Origin of the sequence: Mesorhizobium sp. M0663, from assembly GCF_040320585.1 — a bacterium.
Lineage (GTDB): Bacteria > Pseudomonadota > Alphaproteobacteria > Rhizobiales > Rhizobiaceae > Mesorhizobium.
In genome coordinates, this window is the sequence record NZ_JAMYPX010000004.1 from 322,958 (window position 1) to 336,913 (window position 13,956).

The window sequence follows — 13,956 nt, forward strand, 5'->3', positions numbered from 1 at the left end:
ACAACACTTGCTTGAAGACGGACGCGATCACCACCACATTTGGTGCGACGAACAAATCGAAAGGATCTCAGCATGGCCACCGTCAAGGTCGACAAGAGCAATTTCCAGGCCGACGTGCTCAACGCCAAGGAGCCGGTCGTGGTCGATTTCTGGGCGGAATGGTGCGGCCCGTGCAAGATGATCGCCCCGGCGCTCGAGGACATCGCCATCGAACTCGGCAGTAAGATAAAGATCGCCAAGCTCAACATCGACGAGAATCCTGAGCTGGCCGCGCAGTTCGGCGTACGCTCGATCCCGACGCTGATGATCTTCAAGGGCGGCGAAGTCGCCGACATGAAGGTCGGTGCTGCGCCGAAAACGGCATTGTCGCACTGGATCAACGGCAGCCTCGCCTGATCCGATCAAAATTTTGCAGAAAAGCCCGGCCTCGCGCCGGGCCTTCTTTTGCTGGCGTCATTGGTGGGCCGCTCTGGCACTCGCGGCTTGCCGCCCGGTATTCTTCTCTTCTGAATTCAAAGGAGAAGCGATATGACCGGATCCGCCAAGGCCACCGTCTTCATCGACAATGAGCGCGTCATCGTCACCGAATACCGCTTCGCCCCGGGAGACAACACCGGCTGGCATCGCCATGGCCACGACTATGTGATCGTGCCGTTGACCGACGGCAAGGTGAAGCTCCTGACCAAGGACGGCGAATCCTTTGCCGAGATGAAGAAGGGCGCGCCGTATTTCCGCAACGAGGGCGTCGAACATGATGTCATCAGCGCAAACGATGGCGAATTCGCCTTCATCGAGGTCGAGCTGAAGTAGTCCACCAACCATCGGCTGCGCCGCTACAATTGTCCCGGCGAGGCGCGATCACCAATCCGCGATACGATCGCCACCGACGAATTGTGCGCTTTTCTCAGTATATTCGAACAGTTCGATCTTCACGCCGTTGGGCTCGCGGATCCAAGCCTGGTAGGTGTCATCGCACGCGCGTTTCTTTGAAGTGACATCAACCCCCTTTGACCTCAGATGGGCGATCGCGGCGTCGATGTTTTCCACTTCGAGGCAGAAGTGGTTGATCTGGTTCAAGTCGCCATAGCTGGCGCCGTCTTTCTGGAACACCTCGACATGGCTACGGCTGCCGCAATTGAGGTAGAAGCCGAAAATCTTCCCGTCGCGCAGGAAATTGAACTGGGTGTCCATGCCGAGGACGTCCCGATAGAAGCTTCGCGTCATCTCCAGGTCATTCGCGAAAATGCAAACGTGAGCGAGCTGCTTTACCTTGATCATGATTGGCTCCTCGCGGTGGTCTGATAAGTGTGGCGTCACCGTGGCCCGGCTGAAGCACGCCTCAAACCGGCGGCGTGCCGTTTTCGGCCAATACCGCGCCGGCCAGGTAAAGTGACCCGCCAATCAGGATGCGCGGCGGCGGTCCGTCCCATGTGTCGCGCAGCAGCATCAGTGCGTTTGCAACGGAACTAACCGGTTCGGCCGACAAGCCTGCCTCAATGGCGCGGGTCGCCAGCTCGTCGTTCGGCACGCCGGCGTCGCTCAGGCTCACCGGCACGGTGTAGACGTGCCGCACCAGCCCTTTGAAGGCGCGGAAATAGCCGCTTTGGTCCTTGGTGTTGATCATGCCCGAGATCAGGAACAGCGGCCGCGGGTTCTTTTCCTCCTGCTCGGCCAGGGCCTCAGCGACGACCACGCCGGCGCCGGGATTATGGCCGCCGTCGAGCCAGATGTCGGCGCCCTTCGGCGCCAGTTCGCTCAGCCGGCCTTGTGGCAGCTTTTGCATGCGGCCCGGCCAGGCGACATTCGCCATCGCCTTCTCGGCAGCGCGGTGGCTGATCTCGAAGCCCGCTGCCTTGACCGCCGCGATCGCCGCCGCCGCATTGGCGAATTGATGGCGCCCCGGCAGGCGCGGCGGCGGCAGGTCCATCAATCCGTCTTCGTCCTGATAGACCATGCGGCCGTTTTCCTCATAGGCAAGGAAATCCTGGCCATAGACGAAGGCGGGGCAGTCGAGCCGCTCGGCGGTTTCGATGAGCACCTGCTGGGCCGTCTCGCTTTCCTGCGCGCCGATGACGACCGGGCATCCGCGCTTGATGATGCCGGCCTTTTCGGCGGCGATCAGCTCGACGCGGTCGCCGAGATAGGCTTCATGGTCGAGCGACACCGGCATGATCACCGACACGGCCGGCTCGGCGATGACATTGGTGGCGTCGAAGCGGCCGCCAAGGCCAACCTCGAGGATGACGGCATCGGCCGGATGTTCGGAAAACAGCAGGAAGGTGACGGCGGTGAGGATTTCGAAGACGGTGATCTTCTGGCCTTGATTGGCTTTGGCGACGCGGGCGATGGCTTCGGCGAAGACCTTGTCGTCCACCAGCCTGCCGCCGCCATCCGCGGCCAGCCGGTAGCGCTCGTGCCAGTTCACCAGATGTGGCGAGGTGTGGACGTGGACGCGGTAGCCGGCGGCTTCGAGCAGCGCCCGTGAAAAAGCAGCGCAGGAGCCCTTGCCGTTGGTGCCGGCGATGTGGATGACCGGCGGCAGCTGGTCCTGCGGATTGCCGAGCCGCTCGAGCAGCCGCGAAATGCGGTCGAGCGAAAGGTCGAAGCCCTTCGGATGAAGCGCCATCAGGCTTTCGATTTCGCGGTCGGCGGCAAGCGTGGTCATGGCGAATCCTAGGCGCGCCACGGACGGCGCGCAATCGCGGTTCGTGGCGAATGCGTCAGGCGTGCGGCCGGGCTTCGACCGGGATCACCGACGGCGGCAGGATTTCCGGCTCCTGCGGTTTTTGCTCTTCCGGCAGCTTGAGCAGCATTCTCAGCAGCCGCGCAACCGTCTGGCGCATCTCCAGCCGCGACACCACCATGTCGACCATGCCGTGTTCCATCAGATATTCGGCGCGCTGGAAGCCGTCGGGCAGCTTTTCCCGGATGGTCTGCTCGATGACGCGCGGGCCGGCAAAGCCGATCAGGGCGCCGGGCTCGGCAATATGCACGTCGCCCAGCATGGCATAGGAGGCGGTGACGCCGCCGGTCGTCGGGTTGGTCAGGACGACGATATAGGGAAGGCCAGCCTCCTTCAGCCTGTCGACGCCAATCGTGGTCCGCGGCAGCTGCATGAGCGACAGGATGCCTTCCTGCATGCGGGCGCCGCCGGAGGCCGCAAACAGGATCAGCGGCCGCTTGCGCTGCAAGGCGACCTCGAAACCATGCACGATGGCGTCGCCGGCCGCCATGCCGAGCGAGCCGCCCATGAAGGCAAAATCCTGCACCGTCACCACCACCGGCAGGCCCTCGACCGTGCCCAGCGCATTGATGATGGCATCTTCCATGCCGGTCTTGGCCTTGGCATCCTTCAGCCGGTCAATGTAGCGCTTTTCGTCGCGGAACTTGAGTGGATCCTGAACGACCTTGGGGTTTTCCAGCGTCTCGTATTTGCCGTCGTCGAGGAAGAATTTCAGCCGTTCCTTTGCCGATATCTTCATATGATGGCCGGAGGACGGAATGACGAACTGGTTCTGCTCCAGATCCTTATGGAACACCATTTCACCGGTCTCGGGATCCTTGATCCACAGGTTTTCCGGCATGTCGGTGCGGCGGCCGAGCATCGAATTGATCTTCGGACGGACGTAATTGGTGATCCAGTTCATCGCTTCGGCTCCTGTCCCTTAAGAAGACGTAGGAAGATTATTCGGCGGCAGCAAGGCGAGCCGCGCGAACCCCTTGCGAAAGCCCGCTGACCAGCGTGGCGACGGCCTCGGCCGGATCGGCGGTCTTTTCGCCCTTCGGCCCGAGCACGTTGGCGACGGCATTGACAATCGCGGTGCCGACAACGACGCCGTCGGCCGACGCGCCGATGGTGCGCGCCTGCTCGGCGGTCTTGACGCCGAAGCCGACGCAGACCGGCAGGTCGGTATGGCTCTTGATGCGCTTGACCGCTGCCGCCACCTTGCCGGTGTCGGCCAGCGCCGAACCGGTAATGCCGGTCATCGAGACGTAGTAGACGAAACCCGACGTGTTCTGCAGCACCTTGGGCAGGCGCTTGTCGTCGGTGGTCGGCGTCGCCAGCCGGATGAAATTGATGCCGGCCTTGAGTGCCGGGATGCAAAGCTCCTCGTCCATCTCAGGCGGCAGGTCGACGACGATCAGCCCGTCTATACCGCTGGCCAGCGCATCGCTCAGGAAGCGCTCGACGCCGTAGATGTAGATCGGATTGTAATAGCCCATCAAGACGATCGGGGTTTCACTGTCGCCGGCGCGGAATTCCGAGGCCATCTTCAGCGTTTTGACCAGTGTCTGGCCGCCCTTCAGCGCCCGCAGGCCGGCCGCCTGGATCGCCGGGCCGTCGGCCATTGGATCGGAAAACGGCATGCCGAGCTCGATGATGTCGCTGCCGGCGCCGGGCAGCGCCTTCATGATCGACAGGGAGGTGTCGTAGTCCGGGTCGCCGCCCATGAAATAGGTGACGAGTGCCGGTCGACCTTCGGCCTTCAGCTTTGCCATGCGGCGGTCGATGCGAGTGGCCATGATCAGATCTCCATGCCCAGCATATTGGCCACTGTGTGCACGTCCTTGTCGCCACGGCCGGACAGGTTGACGATGACGATCTGGTCCTTGTCCATATCAGGCACGATCTTCACCGCCTGCGCGATGGCATGGGCCGATTCCAGCGCCGGAATGATGCCCTCGACGCGTGTCGTCAGCTGGAACGCCTCCAGCGCCTCGTCGTCGAGGATCGGCACATAGTCGACGCGGCCGGAATCGCGCAGCCATGAGTGCTCCGGCCCGACGCCGGGATAGTCGAGGCCGGCCGAGATCGAGTGGCCGTCCATGATCTGGCCGTCGGCGTTCTGCAGGAGGTAGGTGCGGTTGCCATGCAGCACGCCGGGCGCGCCGGCACTCATCGAGGCGCAATGCTCGATGCCGTCGAGCCCGCGGCCGCCGGCTTCGACGCCGATGATGCGCACCTGCCTGTCATCCAGGAAGGGATGGAACAGGCCGATGGCGTTCGAGCCGCCGCCGACACAAGCGATGATGGTGTCCGGCAGCCGGCCTTCCTGCTCGAGGATCTGGGCACGCGCCTCGGTGCCGATCACCGACTGGAAGTCGCGCACCAGCTCCGGATAGGGGTGCGGGCCGGCGGCGGTGCCGATCAGGTAATAGGTATCCTCGACATTGGTCACCCAATCGCGCAGCGCCTCGTTCATGGCGTCCTTCAGCGTGCCGTGGCCGGCGGTCACCGGCCGCACCTCGGCGCCCAGAAGCTTCATGCGAAAGACGTTGGGGCTTTGCCGGGCGACATCGGTTGCACCCATATAGACGATACAAGGAAGCCCGAAGCGCGCCGCCACTGTAGCGGACGCGACGCCATGCTGGCCGGCGCCGGTCTCGGCGATGATCCGCGTCTTGCCCATGCGCTTGGCGAGCAGGATCTGGCCGAGGCAGTTGTTGATCTTGTGCGAGCCAGTGTGGTTCAGGTCCTCGCGCTTGAAATAGACTTTTGCGCCGCCCCCGAGGCCCTTAGCCGCGGAAACCCCGCGAAGATGCCGGGTAAGGCCTTCGGCGAAATAGAGCTTCGAAGGCCGCCCGGCGTAATGCGTCGAGAGATCGGTCAGCTCGGCCTTGAAATCCGGGTCGTTCTTGACCTCGTTCCAGTGCCGCTCCAGCTCGAGGATCAGCGGCATCAGCGTTTCGGCAACGAAACGACCGCCAAAAATGCCGAACATGCCCTGCTCGTCGGGGCCGGTGCGGAAGGAATTCGGTATCGCCGGCTTATCCATCGCCGATCTCCTGGTCTGCGGTTTGAAGCGTGGTCAGGCGGCGCGGTTGTCGCGTGCTGCCCCGACGGCCCGGAAAAATTGTTCGATCAGCGCCGGTTCCTTGACGCCCGGCGCGCTTTCCACGCCCGAAGAAATATCTATTCCGGGCGGGTTCACGAGCCGAACGGCGTCGCCGATATTTCCAGCATTGAGCCCACCGGAAAGCATGTAATCGACGCCGGCGTCAAGGCCGGCAAGAATGCGCCAGTCGAAGGCAAGACCGTTGCCGCCCGGCAATTCCGAATTCCTAGGCGGCTTGGCATCGAACAGAAAGCGGTCGGCAATGCCGACGAAGGGTTTTACCTGCTCGAGATCGGCAGCCTCGCTGACCGGCAGCGCCTTCATCACCGGCAAGCCGTAGCGCGCCTTCACCTCGGCCACCCGCTCAGGGGTTTCGGCGCCGTGAAGCTGCAGCATGTCGGGCTGCATTTTTTCGACGATCTCATCCAGAAACGCGTCGCCGGCGTCGACCGTCACCGCAACCGCCTTGGCCCTGCCGCGCGCCGCTTCGCGCAGGCGGCCAGCTTCCGCCGGCTCGACATAGCGCGGGCTTTTGGCAAAGAAAATGAAGCCGACATGGCTGGCGCCGCCGGCCAATGCCGCGGCCAGTGCCTTGTCGGTCTTCAACCCGCATATCTTGATGTCGAGCGCCATGGCGCGGGATTGGCACGAAACGGCCAAAGAGTCGAGAAAAAGCATCCTGTTTGCCGCCAGCGCGGAACGCGCTACCTTGCTAATGTAAGAGCGCAACGCGGTACCTTGCTAATCTAAGAGCGCAACGCGCTACCTTGCTCAGGCACTAAGGCGGGAGAACAAAGATCATGCCGGAAAAGACCGTCGCGGAACTCAGGCAAAAGCTGGCGCAGGCCCATGAGGTCATCGCTCATTTGATGGACAAGGCAGCCTTCAACGGCGCCGAGGCGCACCGGGCGCTGGCTTATTTCAGCAACGATGGCTTCGAGAAGGATTTCCTGCCCTGGCCGCGCCACGCCGATGAGGGATTGCGGCCGGAGGAGTTGAACGCGGCCAATGACGATTGACTCCTACGGTCCAGGCGAGTGTACCGACATGGCCAAAGCTACGATCAACTGTGAAGACATCGACTGCTCTGGATTGTTCCACGACTGGTCCTGGCTTGTGCCGACCAGCCACACCCCACTGATGGTAGGTCATTTCGGGGACACGGTGTTTGCAGCACCGGACGGATCGCTTTCGTTGTTATCAACGCTGGACGGGGAGTATGAACGGATTGCCAGGACCGGCGCAGAGTTCAACCGGCTGAAAGGTGATCCAGAAAATGTCGATAGCTGGTTTCAGTGGGGCTGGGCCAATATTGCGCTGCAAAGCGGGATCGTCCCCAAAGATGACGAATGTCTGGGGTGGAAAATCGCTCCAATCCTTGGCGGGCAGTTCGGCGTAGATGAGATAATGACCTTCCCGAGGCGGGCGTATCTAAGTATTCAAGGCCAGTTGCACAGGCAAATTCGTGGACAATAAACTCACTCGAACGCGATCGCCTGCAGCGCGCCGCCATTGCGCTTGAGCCAATCCTTGCAGCGCTCGGTATCCGGGCAAAGCTGCTCGCATAGTTTCCAGAATTTCGGGCCGTGGTTCATCTCCTTGAGATGCGCCACCTCATGCGCGACGAGGTAGTTTATCACCGGCCGCGGCGCCATCATGATGCGCCAGGAAAACGACAGATTGCCGTCCGACGTGCACGATCCCCAGCGGCTCGACGTATCCTTGAAGCGGATCGCCTTGGCGCGCTTGCCGACCGCAGCACTGTGCTTGGTCACCAGCGCTTCGATCTCGCGCTTGGCTTCGCGCTTGAGGAAATCGGCGATGCGGCGCGGCAGATGCACGCGTTCGCCATGCACGATCATCAGCGGCCCGCGCTCGTCGCGCGACAGCGTGACGGTGCCGCGTTTCGACGGTTCATGGACGATGCGATGCGGCACGCCGCGCACCGGCACCTTGATGCCGGGCCGCACCTGCGGCCGGTTGGGTACCTTGGCCAGCCTTTGCTCCAGCCAGTCCTGATGGCGGTCGAGGAATTTTTCCACCTCGCCGCGGCGCAGCCCCGGCGGCACGGTGATGCGCAAACCGCGGCCGCCGGAATCGATGCGCAGCGTCAGGCGCCGCGCCCGGTCGTTCTCGACGATCTTGAGCGGCAGCGTGCGGCCGGCAACGCAATGCTCGCGCTCCACGACGGGCGTGGGCTTGGGTTTCGTCGGGGTGCGGAAGAAGCCGAAGGACATTCCGGGACGATACGTGATTCGAGGGAAACGACTAGAACAAAAAAGAAACGGCGCCGCTGACGCGACGCCGTTGGATTATCTATCTGGGCACGGGACCTTACTCGTCGAGCAGGCCTGGCGTGGAGTTGCCGCCGCGTTTGTTGTTCGTCGTCGAGCCGGTTGACCCGCCGGTCGTGGGCGATGTCGACTTGTTGCGGTTGGCCATGAAGCGGTCGAACTCTTCCTGGTCCTTGGCGCGGCGCAATTCGCGGGCATATTCATCGAACTCGCTCAGCATCTCGTCGAGCTTGCGGCGTTCCTCGGCAAGCCGCTCGAGTTCCTTTTCGCGCCAGTCGTCGAAAGCGACGTTGCCGGTGCGGGCGGAGCCATGGCCCCAGCGCGCGGCCTTGTCGGAGCCGCGGCGGCAGCCGGCGAAGATGCCGTCGGTCGCGCGGTTGACGTCGCGCTTGAAGCCCTCGAGCCGGTCGCCCCAGATGATGTAGGCGAGCATGGCGAAGCCGAGCGGCCAGAACACCATGAACCCGATCACCATCAACGCGATGGTCGCCGGCGTCCAGGCCGGACGGATCAATGCAGATGTGTTCATTTCTCCCAATCCTTCAGTTGGAGACAGCCAATTCCGGCTGCGTGGAATCGAAATGGGATGAAGAAAACGGCGATTCAAGACAGCAACCGCCAAAACCGGACAAGCGGCTGAAATGATTATCGCTTTTTGAGCATTTCGAGGAAAAGAGCAGCCAAGCCCCGTAAGGGGGCAATGCCGCCGACGGTTCGTAGTGAAAATCCAGCGCCGATCGCGTCTGCTGGCTTAGTGCAATGGTTTGACGCTTCGAAGCCGTCCGTTCAAAAATCCAGAGGCGCATTGTCGACGACCTCTTTCATCACGAAGAAGGTTCTCGTCTGGCGAACGCCAGGCAGTGCGATCAATTGATCCCCGTGGATTCGGTTGAAATCCGCCATGTCACCAACCCTGATCTTCAGAAAATAATCGAAGTCGCCTGCCACCAGATGGCAGTCGAGGATGAATTTCAGTTTGGCGACGGCCTTTTCGAATTCCGCGAAACTCTCCGGGGTCGAACGGTCGAGTACGACGCCAACCATCACCAACGCGCCTCTGTCGACCTTCTGCGGGGTCACCATCGCCCTGACATGGCTGATGTAGCCTTCATCGATCAGGCGTTGCGTCCGGCGGTGGCACGTCGCCGGGCTAACAGCGACCGACTGCGCCAGCTCCGCGTTGGTCAGTCGCCCATTGCCCTGGAGCAGGCGCAACATTTTCAGGTCGATCCGGTCGAGCGCTGCGCGCATGAAAGATTCTTCCGCTATTCGGATTAAGAATTAAATATATATGACATTTTAATGCCATGAAGCGATATTTTGGATATTCTGGGCTCGATCTTTGAGAGCACATTTCAAGTCAGAGCTGATAGTGTTCATCGCACCACACCGCAATGAATGGAACAAGCGAGGGCACTCTCATGCTCGAGAAATTCGAACGTTATCCGCTCACATTCGGGCCGACCCATATCGAGAAACTGGAGCGGCTTGGTGGTCATCTCGGCGGGAAGGTCGATCTCTATGCCAAGCGGGAGGATTGCAATTCCGGTCTTGCCTTCGGTGGCAATAAACTGCGCAAACTCGAATACATCGTCCCGGACGCGATCGCCTCAAACGCCGATACGCTGGTGTCGATCGGTGGCGTCCAATCCAACCATACGCGCATGGTGGCGGCCGTCGCGGCGAAGATCGGCATGAAGTGCCGCCTCGTGCAGGAAAGCTGGGTGCCCCACGAGGACGCCGTCTACGATCGCGTCGGCAATATCCTTTTGAGCCGGATCATGGGCGCTGATGTCCAGATGGTCGATGAGGGTTTCGACATCGGGATTAGGGAAAGCTGGGAACAGGCAATCGCGGATGTGAAGGCCACGGGTGGCAAACCCTATCCAATTCCGGCCGGGGCTTCGGTACACAAATATGGCGGCCTGGGCTATGTCGGCTTTGCCGAGGAGGTCCGCGCGCAGGAGAAGGAGCTCGGCTTTGCCTTCGACTACATCGTCGTTTGTACCGTCACCGGTTCGACTCACGCCGGCATGCTGGTCGGCTTCGCCAAGGACGGCCGCGAGCGCAAGGTGATCGGCATCGACGCATCCTGCACTCCGGCGCAGACCAAGGCGCAAGTGCTCAAGATCGCGCAGAGCACCGCGACGCTGGTCGAACTCGGCAAGGAGCTCGATGAGAACGATGTCGTCCTGATCGAAGATTATGCCTATCCGGTCTACGGCGTCCCCTCGCAGGAGACGAAGGAAGCAATCCGTCTCTGCGCGCGTCTTGAAGGCATGATCACGGATCCGGTCTATGAGGGAAAATCCATGCAGGGCATGATCGATCTCGTGAGCAAGGGTTATTTTCCCAAGGGATCGAAAGTGCTCTACGCCCACCTTGGCGGCGCTCCGGCCATCAACGGATATGCTTATACGTTCCGCAACGGCTGAATCTATCCCGCCTGCCGCACCATCGCGTCCACTGCCCGCACCAGCATGTCGAGATCCTGAGGCCGCGACAGGCGGTGGTCACCGTCGGGGATGAGCGACAGCGTGACGTCGTCGGCCGGCAGCAGGCTGACCAGCTTCAACGCATGGCTCGACGGCACGTCGGGATCGGCAAGGCCTTGCAGGATGTGGACCGGACAGTGCGTGTCGATCGGCCCGGTCATCACCCGGTTGTTGCGGCCGTCCTCGATCAGTGCGCGCGTGTAGATGTAAGGCTCGGCTGAATAGTCCGACGGCTCCTCGAAAAAGCCCTTTTTCCTGAGGTCGCGCTTCTGTGCCCCGGTCAGCACCGGCTCCACCAGTTCGAACGTGAAATCGGGCGCCGGCGCCAGCAGCACAAGGCCGGCGACGCTGTTCTCGCCCGCCTTGCGCAACTCCTGCACCATGCGCAGTGCGATCCAGGCGCCCATCGAGGAGCCGACCAGGATCTGCCTGCCCTGGGTGAAGCGGCGGAAAACCGCCAGGCTCTCGCCCAGCCATTTCGAGATGGTGCCGTCGGCAAAGGCGCCACCCGATTCGCCGTGGCCGGAATAATCGTGGCGCAGAAAGGCGCGACCTTCTTTGCGCGCCCATTCCGACAGTGTTTCGGCCTTGGTGCCCAGCATGTCCGATTTGTAGCCGCCGAGCCAGACGATGCCGGGCTCGGCACCTGTCGCATGCCTGACGGCGATGCTCGTCCCGTCGACGTCCAGAAAGATCGGGGTGGTGGTCATGGTGTATTCCCTCACGCCGGTCTTTTGACACAGCAAGGCATTCAACGAAAAGTGCTCCGCCACTTTCTTCGCTTGGTGCAGAGGAGCATTCCATCGAGCAGGTGATTTCCTGAGAATGCTGTGCTATTGACTCCGACCGCGCGCTCACCACATTGCGCGTTCGCAATTCTGAACTGAAGAACCCCTTAACGAAACGGCTCAAGGAGACCACGACCATTCGCAGACCTTTCAAAGCAGCGGCGCCCACCAAGGAAGGCCCGCGCTCCAACCGTGACATCCGGGTTCCCCGGGTCCAGCTAATCGACGCCGAAGGCCAGAACCGCGGCGATGTCTCCATCAACGATGCATTGCTGCTCGCCGAAGAGGCGGGGCTCGATCTGGTCGAGATATCGCCCAATGCAGTGCCGCCCGTCGTAAAAATCCTCGATCTCGGCAAGCTGAAATACGCCAACCAGAAGAAGGCGGCCGAGGCGCGCAAGAACCAGAAGGTCATCGAGATCAAGGAGATCAAGATGCGCCCGAACATCGACAGCCACGACTATGAGACCAAGATGAAGGCCGTCCGGCGCTTTTTCGAGGAAGGCGACAAGGTTAAGCTGACGCTGCGCTTCCGCGGTCGCGAGATGGCGCATATGGAACTCGGCATGCAGCTTCTGAACAAGGTTCGCGAGGAAGTGGCGCCCATCGCCAAGGTCGAAGCCGAACCGAAGCTCGAAGGCCGTCAGATGATGATGGTGCTGGCGCCCCGCTAAAGCGCGTTGCGCTTTAGTTCTGTTTTGTGCATGTCGTTGTCGCAAAACCGCTGCGCACTGTTGGGCGACGTGCATAAAATCCGCCTGAATCATGTTGCAAGGCGTCCCGGCGATCGGCGGGGCGCCTGTTTTCTTGGCCAGACGCTGCGATCGCCGGCGAGAGCAAAGACGCTCTAGTTCCCTCGACGATCGGATTCCCGACATGGTCAATGAAGTCAAGCATTCGGAAGCCAGATATGGACTGGGCAGCTATCAGCACACGCGCAGGATGGTACTTGCCGTTCTGATCGTGGTGATGTTTGCGGCGCTGCTGTTCGGCCAGTCGGTTTTCCCTCCCGATACGCCAGTGCATGAAACGATCGAAATGGTCGGCGTCGTGCTGATCTTTCTCGGCGTCGTCGGACGCTTGTGGTCGACGCTCTACATCGGTGGACGCAAATCCTCAGAAGTGGTGACCGGCGGACCGTATTCGATTACGCGCAACCCACTCTACCTTTTCTCCACTTTAGCTGCCGCCGGTGTCGGCGCACAGATCGGCTCCATCGCGGCCACGATCGGCTTTGGAGTGCTCTGCGCGGGTGCCTTTTACATCGTTATCCTGCGCGAGGAGAAATTCCTCAAGCAGGCTCTCGGCGCGCAATACCAGGCCTACCTGGCGAAAGTGCCGCGCTTCTTCCCGAAACTGTCGCTGTATCAGGAAGGCGACACCGGCAGCTTCAAGCCGCGCCTGCTGCGAACCACGTTACTGGACGGGCTGGTGTTCCTCGTTGCCTTGCCGGCTTTCGAACTGATCGACGGCGCCCAGCAGTCCGGCATATTGCCGGTGCTGTTCCGTTTCCCCTGAGTACAGTGTTGCTGAGTACAGTGTTGCTGAGCACGGGGTGTTGCACGCGCCCCCGCTTTGACGTATAGGACCGCCGTTCCCAAAAAACCGCCCGGCAGGGCATGCCGTGGCGGTTTCATTTGCTTTTCGGGCTTTGGTCGGCCTGAAGCGAACAAAAAGCGCATTGGTGCGCATATAAACGGAGTAGCAAAATGCCCAAGATGAAGACCAAGTCGGCCGCCAAGAAGCGGTTCAAGATCACAGGTACGGGTAAAGTTCTGTCGGCTGCGGCCGGCAAGCGTCACGGCATGATCAAGCGTTCCAACAAGTTCATTCGAAATGCCCGCGGCACGATGGTTCTGGCTGAACCGGATGGCAAGAAGGTCATCAAGAATTTTCTGCCGAACGGCCTCTAGGGCATGATGCCAAAAAGTTGCAGACTTTTTGGAAACATCATGCGCCAAAATAAGAGCATTCGGTCTGGGCACGCATTTGTTTTACGCAATTCCGAACGGAAAACCGCCAGGCACTTTCCTGGAATTGCTTTTAAGGAGATCATGACATGGCACGCGTAAAGAGAGGCGTCACCTCGCACGCCAAGCACAAGAAGGTCCTGAAAGCCGCCAAGGGTTTTTACGGCCGTCGCAAGAACACCATCCGCATCGCCAAGCAGGCGGTGGAAAAGTCGCTGCAGTACGCCTATCGCGACCGCAAGAACCGCAAGCGCTCGTTCCGCGCGCTGTGGATCCAGCGCATCAATGCGGCGACGCATGAGCATGGCCTGACCTATGGCCGTTTCATCGACGGTCTCAACAAGGCCGGGATCGAGATCGATCGCAAGATCCTGTCGGACATGGCCATCCACGAGCCGCAGGCCTTCGCCGCACTCGTGGCCAAGGCCAAGGTCGCGCTCGAATACCTGAAGAATACCACGCCGAATGCTTTTGAAAGCGCTGTCGCTTAAGACCAGCGCTTCCCAAGCTATTCGACACTTGATTTGGGAAACCCGCGCTGGCAGGGCTGGCGCGGGTTTTTCTTTGCTTCC

General features: G+C 61.1%; 20 protein-coding genes. 9 read left to right on the plus strand and 11 right to left on the minus strand.

Features of this window, described 5'->3' with window-relative positions; all coding sequences use genetic code 11:
• Positions 1 to 72: 72 nt before the first annotated feature.
• Complete coding sequence (gene trxA, locus NKI54_RS10920; protein WP_023677558.1) at positions 73 to 396, plus strand: thioredoxin; 324 nt, start codon at positions 73 to 75, stop codon at positions 394 to 396.
• A 132-nt stretch (positions 397 to 528) separates the two neighbouring features.
• On the plus strand, positions 529 to 810 hold the full coding sequence (locus NKI54_RS10925) for a cupin domain-containing protein (protein WP_023718287.1): 282 nt from the start codon (positions 529 to 531) through the stop codon (positions 808 to 810).
• Positions 811 to 858: 48 nt separating this feature from the next.
• Here the strand turns inward: NKI54_RS10925 and NKI54_RS10930 are convergent, their stop codons facing one another.
• The 6 genes from NKI54_RS10930 to NKI54_RS10955 all read right to left on the minus strand — a co-directional run bounded on the left by NKI54_RS10930 (position 859) and on the right by NKI54_RS10955 (position 6,470).
• Positions 859 to 1,278: a VOC family protein gene (locus NKI54_RS10930; RefSeq protein WP_352634865.1), complete on the minus strand. Its 420-nt coding sequence runs from the start codon at positions 1,276 to 1,278 to the stop codon at positions 859 to 861.
• A gap of 61 nt (positions 1,279 to 1,339) precedes the next feature.
• A complete protein-coding gene (locus NKI54_RS10935) occupies positions 1,340 to 2,665 on the minus strand; it encodes a bifunctional folylpolyglutamate synthase/dihydrofolate synthase (RefSeq protein WP_352472565.1) in 1,326 nt (441 codons plus the stop codon).
• Positions 2,666 to 2,720: 55 nt separating this feature from the next.
• The gene (accD, locus tag NKI54_RS10940; protein ID WP_352634867.1) at positions 2,721 to 3,647 is read right to left on the minus strand and encodes an acetyl-CoA carboxylase, carboxyltransferase subunit beta; all 927 of its coding nucleotides are present in this window, start codon (positions 3,645 to 3,647) and stop codon (positions 2,721 to 2,723) included.
• Positions 3,648 to 3,684: 37 nt separating this feature from the next.
• Positions 3,685 to 4,524, minus strand: a complete 840-nt coding sequence (gene trpA / locus NKI54_RS10945; protein ID WP_023677563.1) for a tryptophan synthase subunit alpha — start codon at positions 4,522 to 4,524, stop codon at positions 3,685 to 3,687.
• Between the two features lie 2 nt (positions 4,525 to 4,526).
• Positions 4,527 to 5,777 carry a tryptophan synthase subunit beta gene (trpB, locus tag NKI54_RS10950; RefSeq protein ID WP_352576311.1) on the minus strand — a complete coding sequence of 417 codons (1,251 nt, stop codon included), beginning with the start codon at positions 5,775 to 5,777 and terminating at the stop codon, positions 4,527 to 4,529.
• A gap of 33 nt (positions 5,778 to 5,810) precedes the next feature.
• Positions 5,811 to 6,470: a phosphoribosylanthranilate isomerase gene (locus tag NKI54_RS10955; RefSeq protein ID WP_023677565.1), complete on the minus strand. Its 660-nt coding sequence runs from the start codon at positions 6,468 to 6,470 to the stop codon at positions 5,811 to 5,813.
• A gap of 167 nt (positions 6,471 to 6,637) precedes the next feature.
• Between NKI54_RS10955 and NKI54_RS10960 the strand changes: the two genes are divergently transcribed.
• Together NKI54_RS10960 and NKI54_RS10965 are read left to right on the plus strand one after the other, a co-directional pair.
• Positions 6,638 to 6,856 (plus strand): hypothetical protein, encoded by a 219-nt coding sequence (locus NKI54_RS10960; protein ID WP_023677566.1) that lies wholly within the window; start codon positions 6,638 to 6,640, stop codon positions 6,854 to 6,856.
• Positions 6,846 to 7,313 carry a T6SS immunity protein Tdi1 domain-containing protein gene (locus NKI54_RS10965; protein WP_352634869.1) on the plus strand — a complete coding sequence of 156 codons (468 nt, stop codon included), beginning with the start codon at positions 6,846 to 6,848 and terminating at the stop codon, positions 7,311 to 7,313. The genes NKI54_RS10960 and NKI54_RS10965 overlap by 11 nt, the downstream gene beginning before the upstream one ends.
• Before the next feature lie 2 nt (positions 7,314 to 7,315).
• Here the strand turns inward: NKI54_RS10965 and NKI54_RS10970 are convergent, their stop codons facing one another.
• From NKI54_RS10970 to NKI54_RS10985, 4 genes are all read right to left on the minus strand, one after another.
• Positions 7,316 to 8,074 carry a M48 family metallopeptidase gene (locus tag NKI54_RS10970; RefSeq protein WP_352451640.1) on the minus strand — a complete coding sequence of 253 codons (759 nt, stop codon included), beginning with the start codon at positions 8,072 to 8,074 and terminating at the stop codon, positions 7,316 to 7,318.
• Between the two features lie 97 nt (positions 8,075 to 8,171).
• Positions 8,172 to 8,660 carry a DUF2852 domain-containing protein gene (locus tag NKI54_RS10975; RefSeq protein ID WP_023677569.1) on the minus strand — a complete coding sequence of 163 codons (489 nt, stop codon included), beginning with the start codon at positions 8,658 to 8,660 and terminating at the stop codon, positions 8,172 to 8,174.
• Between the two features lie 13 nt (positions 8,661 to 8,673).
• Entirely contained in the window at positions 8,674 to 8,937 is a 264-nt protein-coding gene (locus NKI54_RS10980; RefSeq protein ID WP_352568475.1) for a hypothetical protein, read from the minus strand.
• Entirely contained in the window at positions 8,918 to 9,382 is a 465-nt protein-coding gene (locus tag NKI54_RS10985) for an Lrp/AsnC ligand binding domain-containing protein (protein ID WP_352568474.1), read from the minus strand. Before NKI54_RS10985 ends, NKI54_RS10980 begins: the two co-directional genes overlap by 20 nt.
• Positions 9,383 to 9,552: 170 nt before the next feature.
• On the opposite strand from NKI54_RS10985, the gene NKI54_RS10990 reads away from it, so the two are divergent.
• On the plus strand, positions 9,553 to 10,566 hold the full coding sequence (locus NKI54_RS10990) for a 1-aminocyclopropane-1-carboxylate deaminase (RefSeq protein WP_352568473.1): 1,014 nt from the start codon (positions 9,553 to 9,555) through the stop codon (positions 10,564 to 10,566).
• A 2-nt stretch (positions 10,567 to 10,568) separates the two neighbouring features.
• On the opposite strand, the gene NKI54_RS10995 is transcribed toward NKI54_RS10990, so the two are convergent.
• Positions 10,569 to 11,336, minus strand: coding sequence for an alpha/beta hydrolase (locus tag NKI54_RS10995; RefSeq protein ID WP_352568472.1), 768 nt, complete (start codon positions 11,334 to 11,336; stop codon positions 10,569 to 10,571).
• 215 nt (positions 11,337 to 11,551) lie between these two features.
• Here NKI54_RS10995 and infC point away from each other — a divergent pair, with 215 nt between their 5' ends.
• The 4 genes from infC to rplT all read left to right on the plus strand — a co-directional run bounded on the left by infC (position 11,552) and on the right by rplT (position 13,875).
• Entirely contained in the window at positions 11,552 to 12,088 is a 537-nt protein-coding gene (infC, locus tag NKI54_RS11000; RefSeq protein WP_023677573.1) for a translation initiation factor IF-3, read from the plus strand.
• Between the two features lie 202 nt (positions 12,089 to 12,290).
• Positions 12,291 to 12,932, plus strand: coding sequence for a methyltransferase family protein (locus tag NKI54_RS11005; RefSeq protein WP_352568471.1), 642 nt, complete (start codon positions 12,291 to 12,293; stop codon positions 12,930 to 12,932).
• Positions 12,933 to 13,123: 191 nt separating this feature from the next.
• Positions 13,124 to 13,327, plus strand: coding sequence for a 50S ribosomal protein L35 (rpmI, locus tag NKI54_RS11010; protein ID WP_006201248.1), 204 nt, complete (start codon positions 13,124 to 13,126; stop codon positions 13,325 to 13,327).
• 146 nt (positions 13,328 to 13,473) lie between these two features.
• Complete coding sequence (gene rplT / locus NKI54_RS11015; RefSeq protein ID WP_006201247.1) at positions 13,474 to 13,875, plus strand: 50S ribosomal protein L20; 402 nt, start codon at positions 13,474 to 13,476, stop codon at positions 13,873 to 13,875.
• Positions 13,876 to 13,956 lie beyond the last annotated feature (81 nt).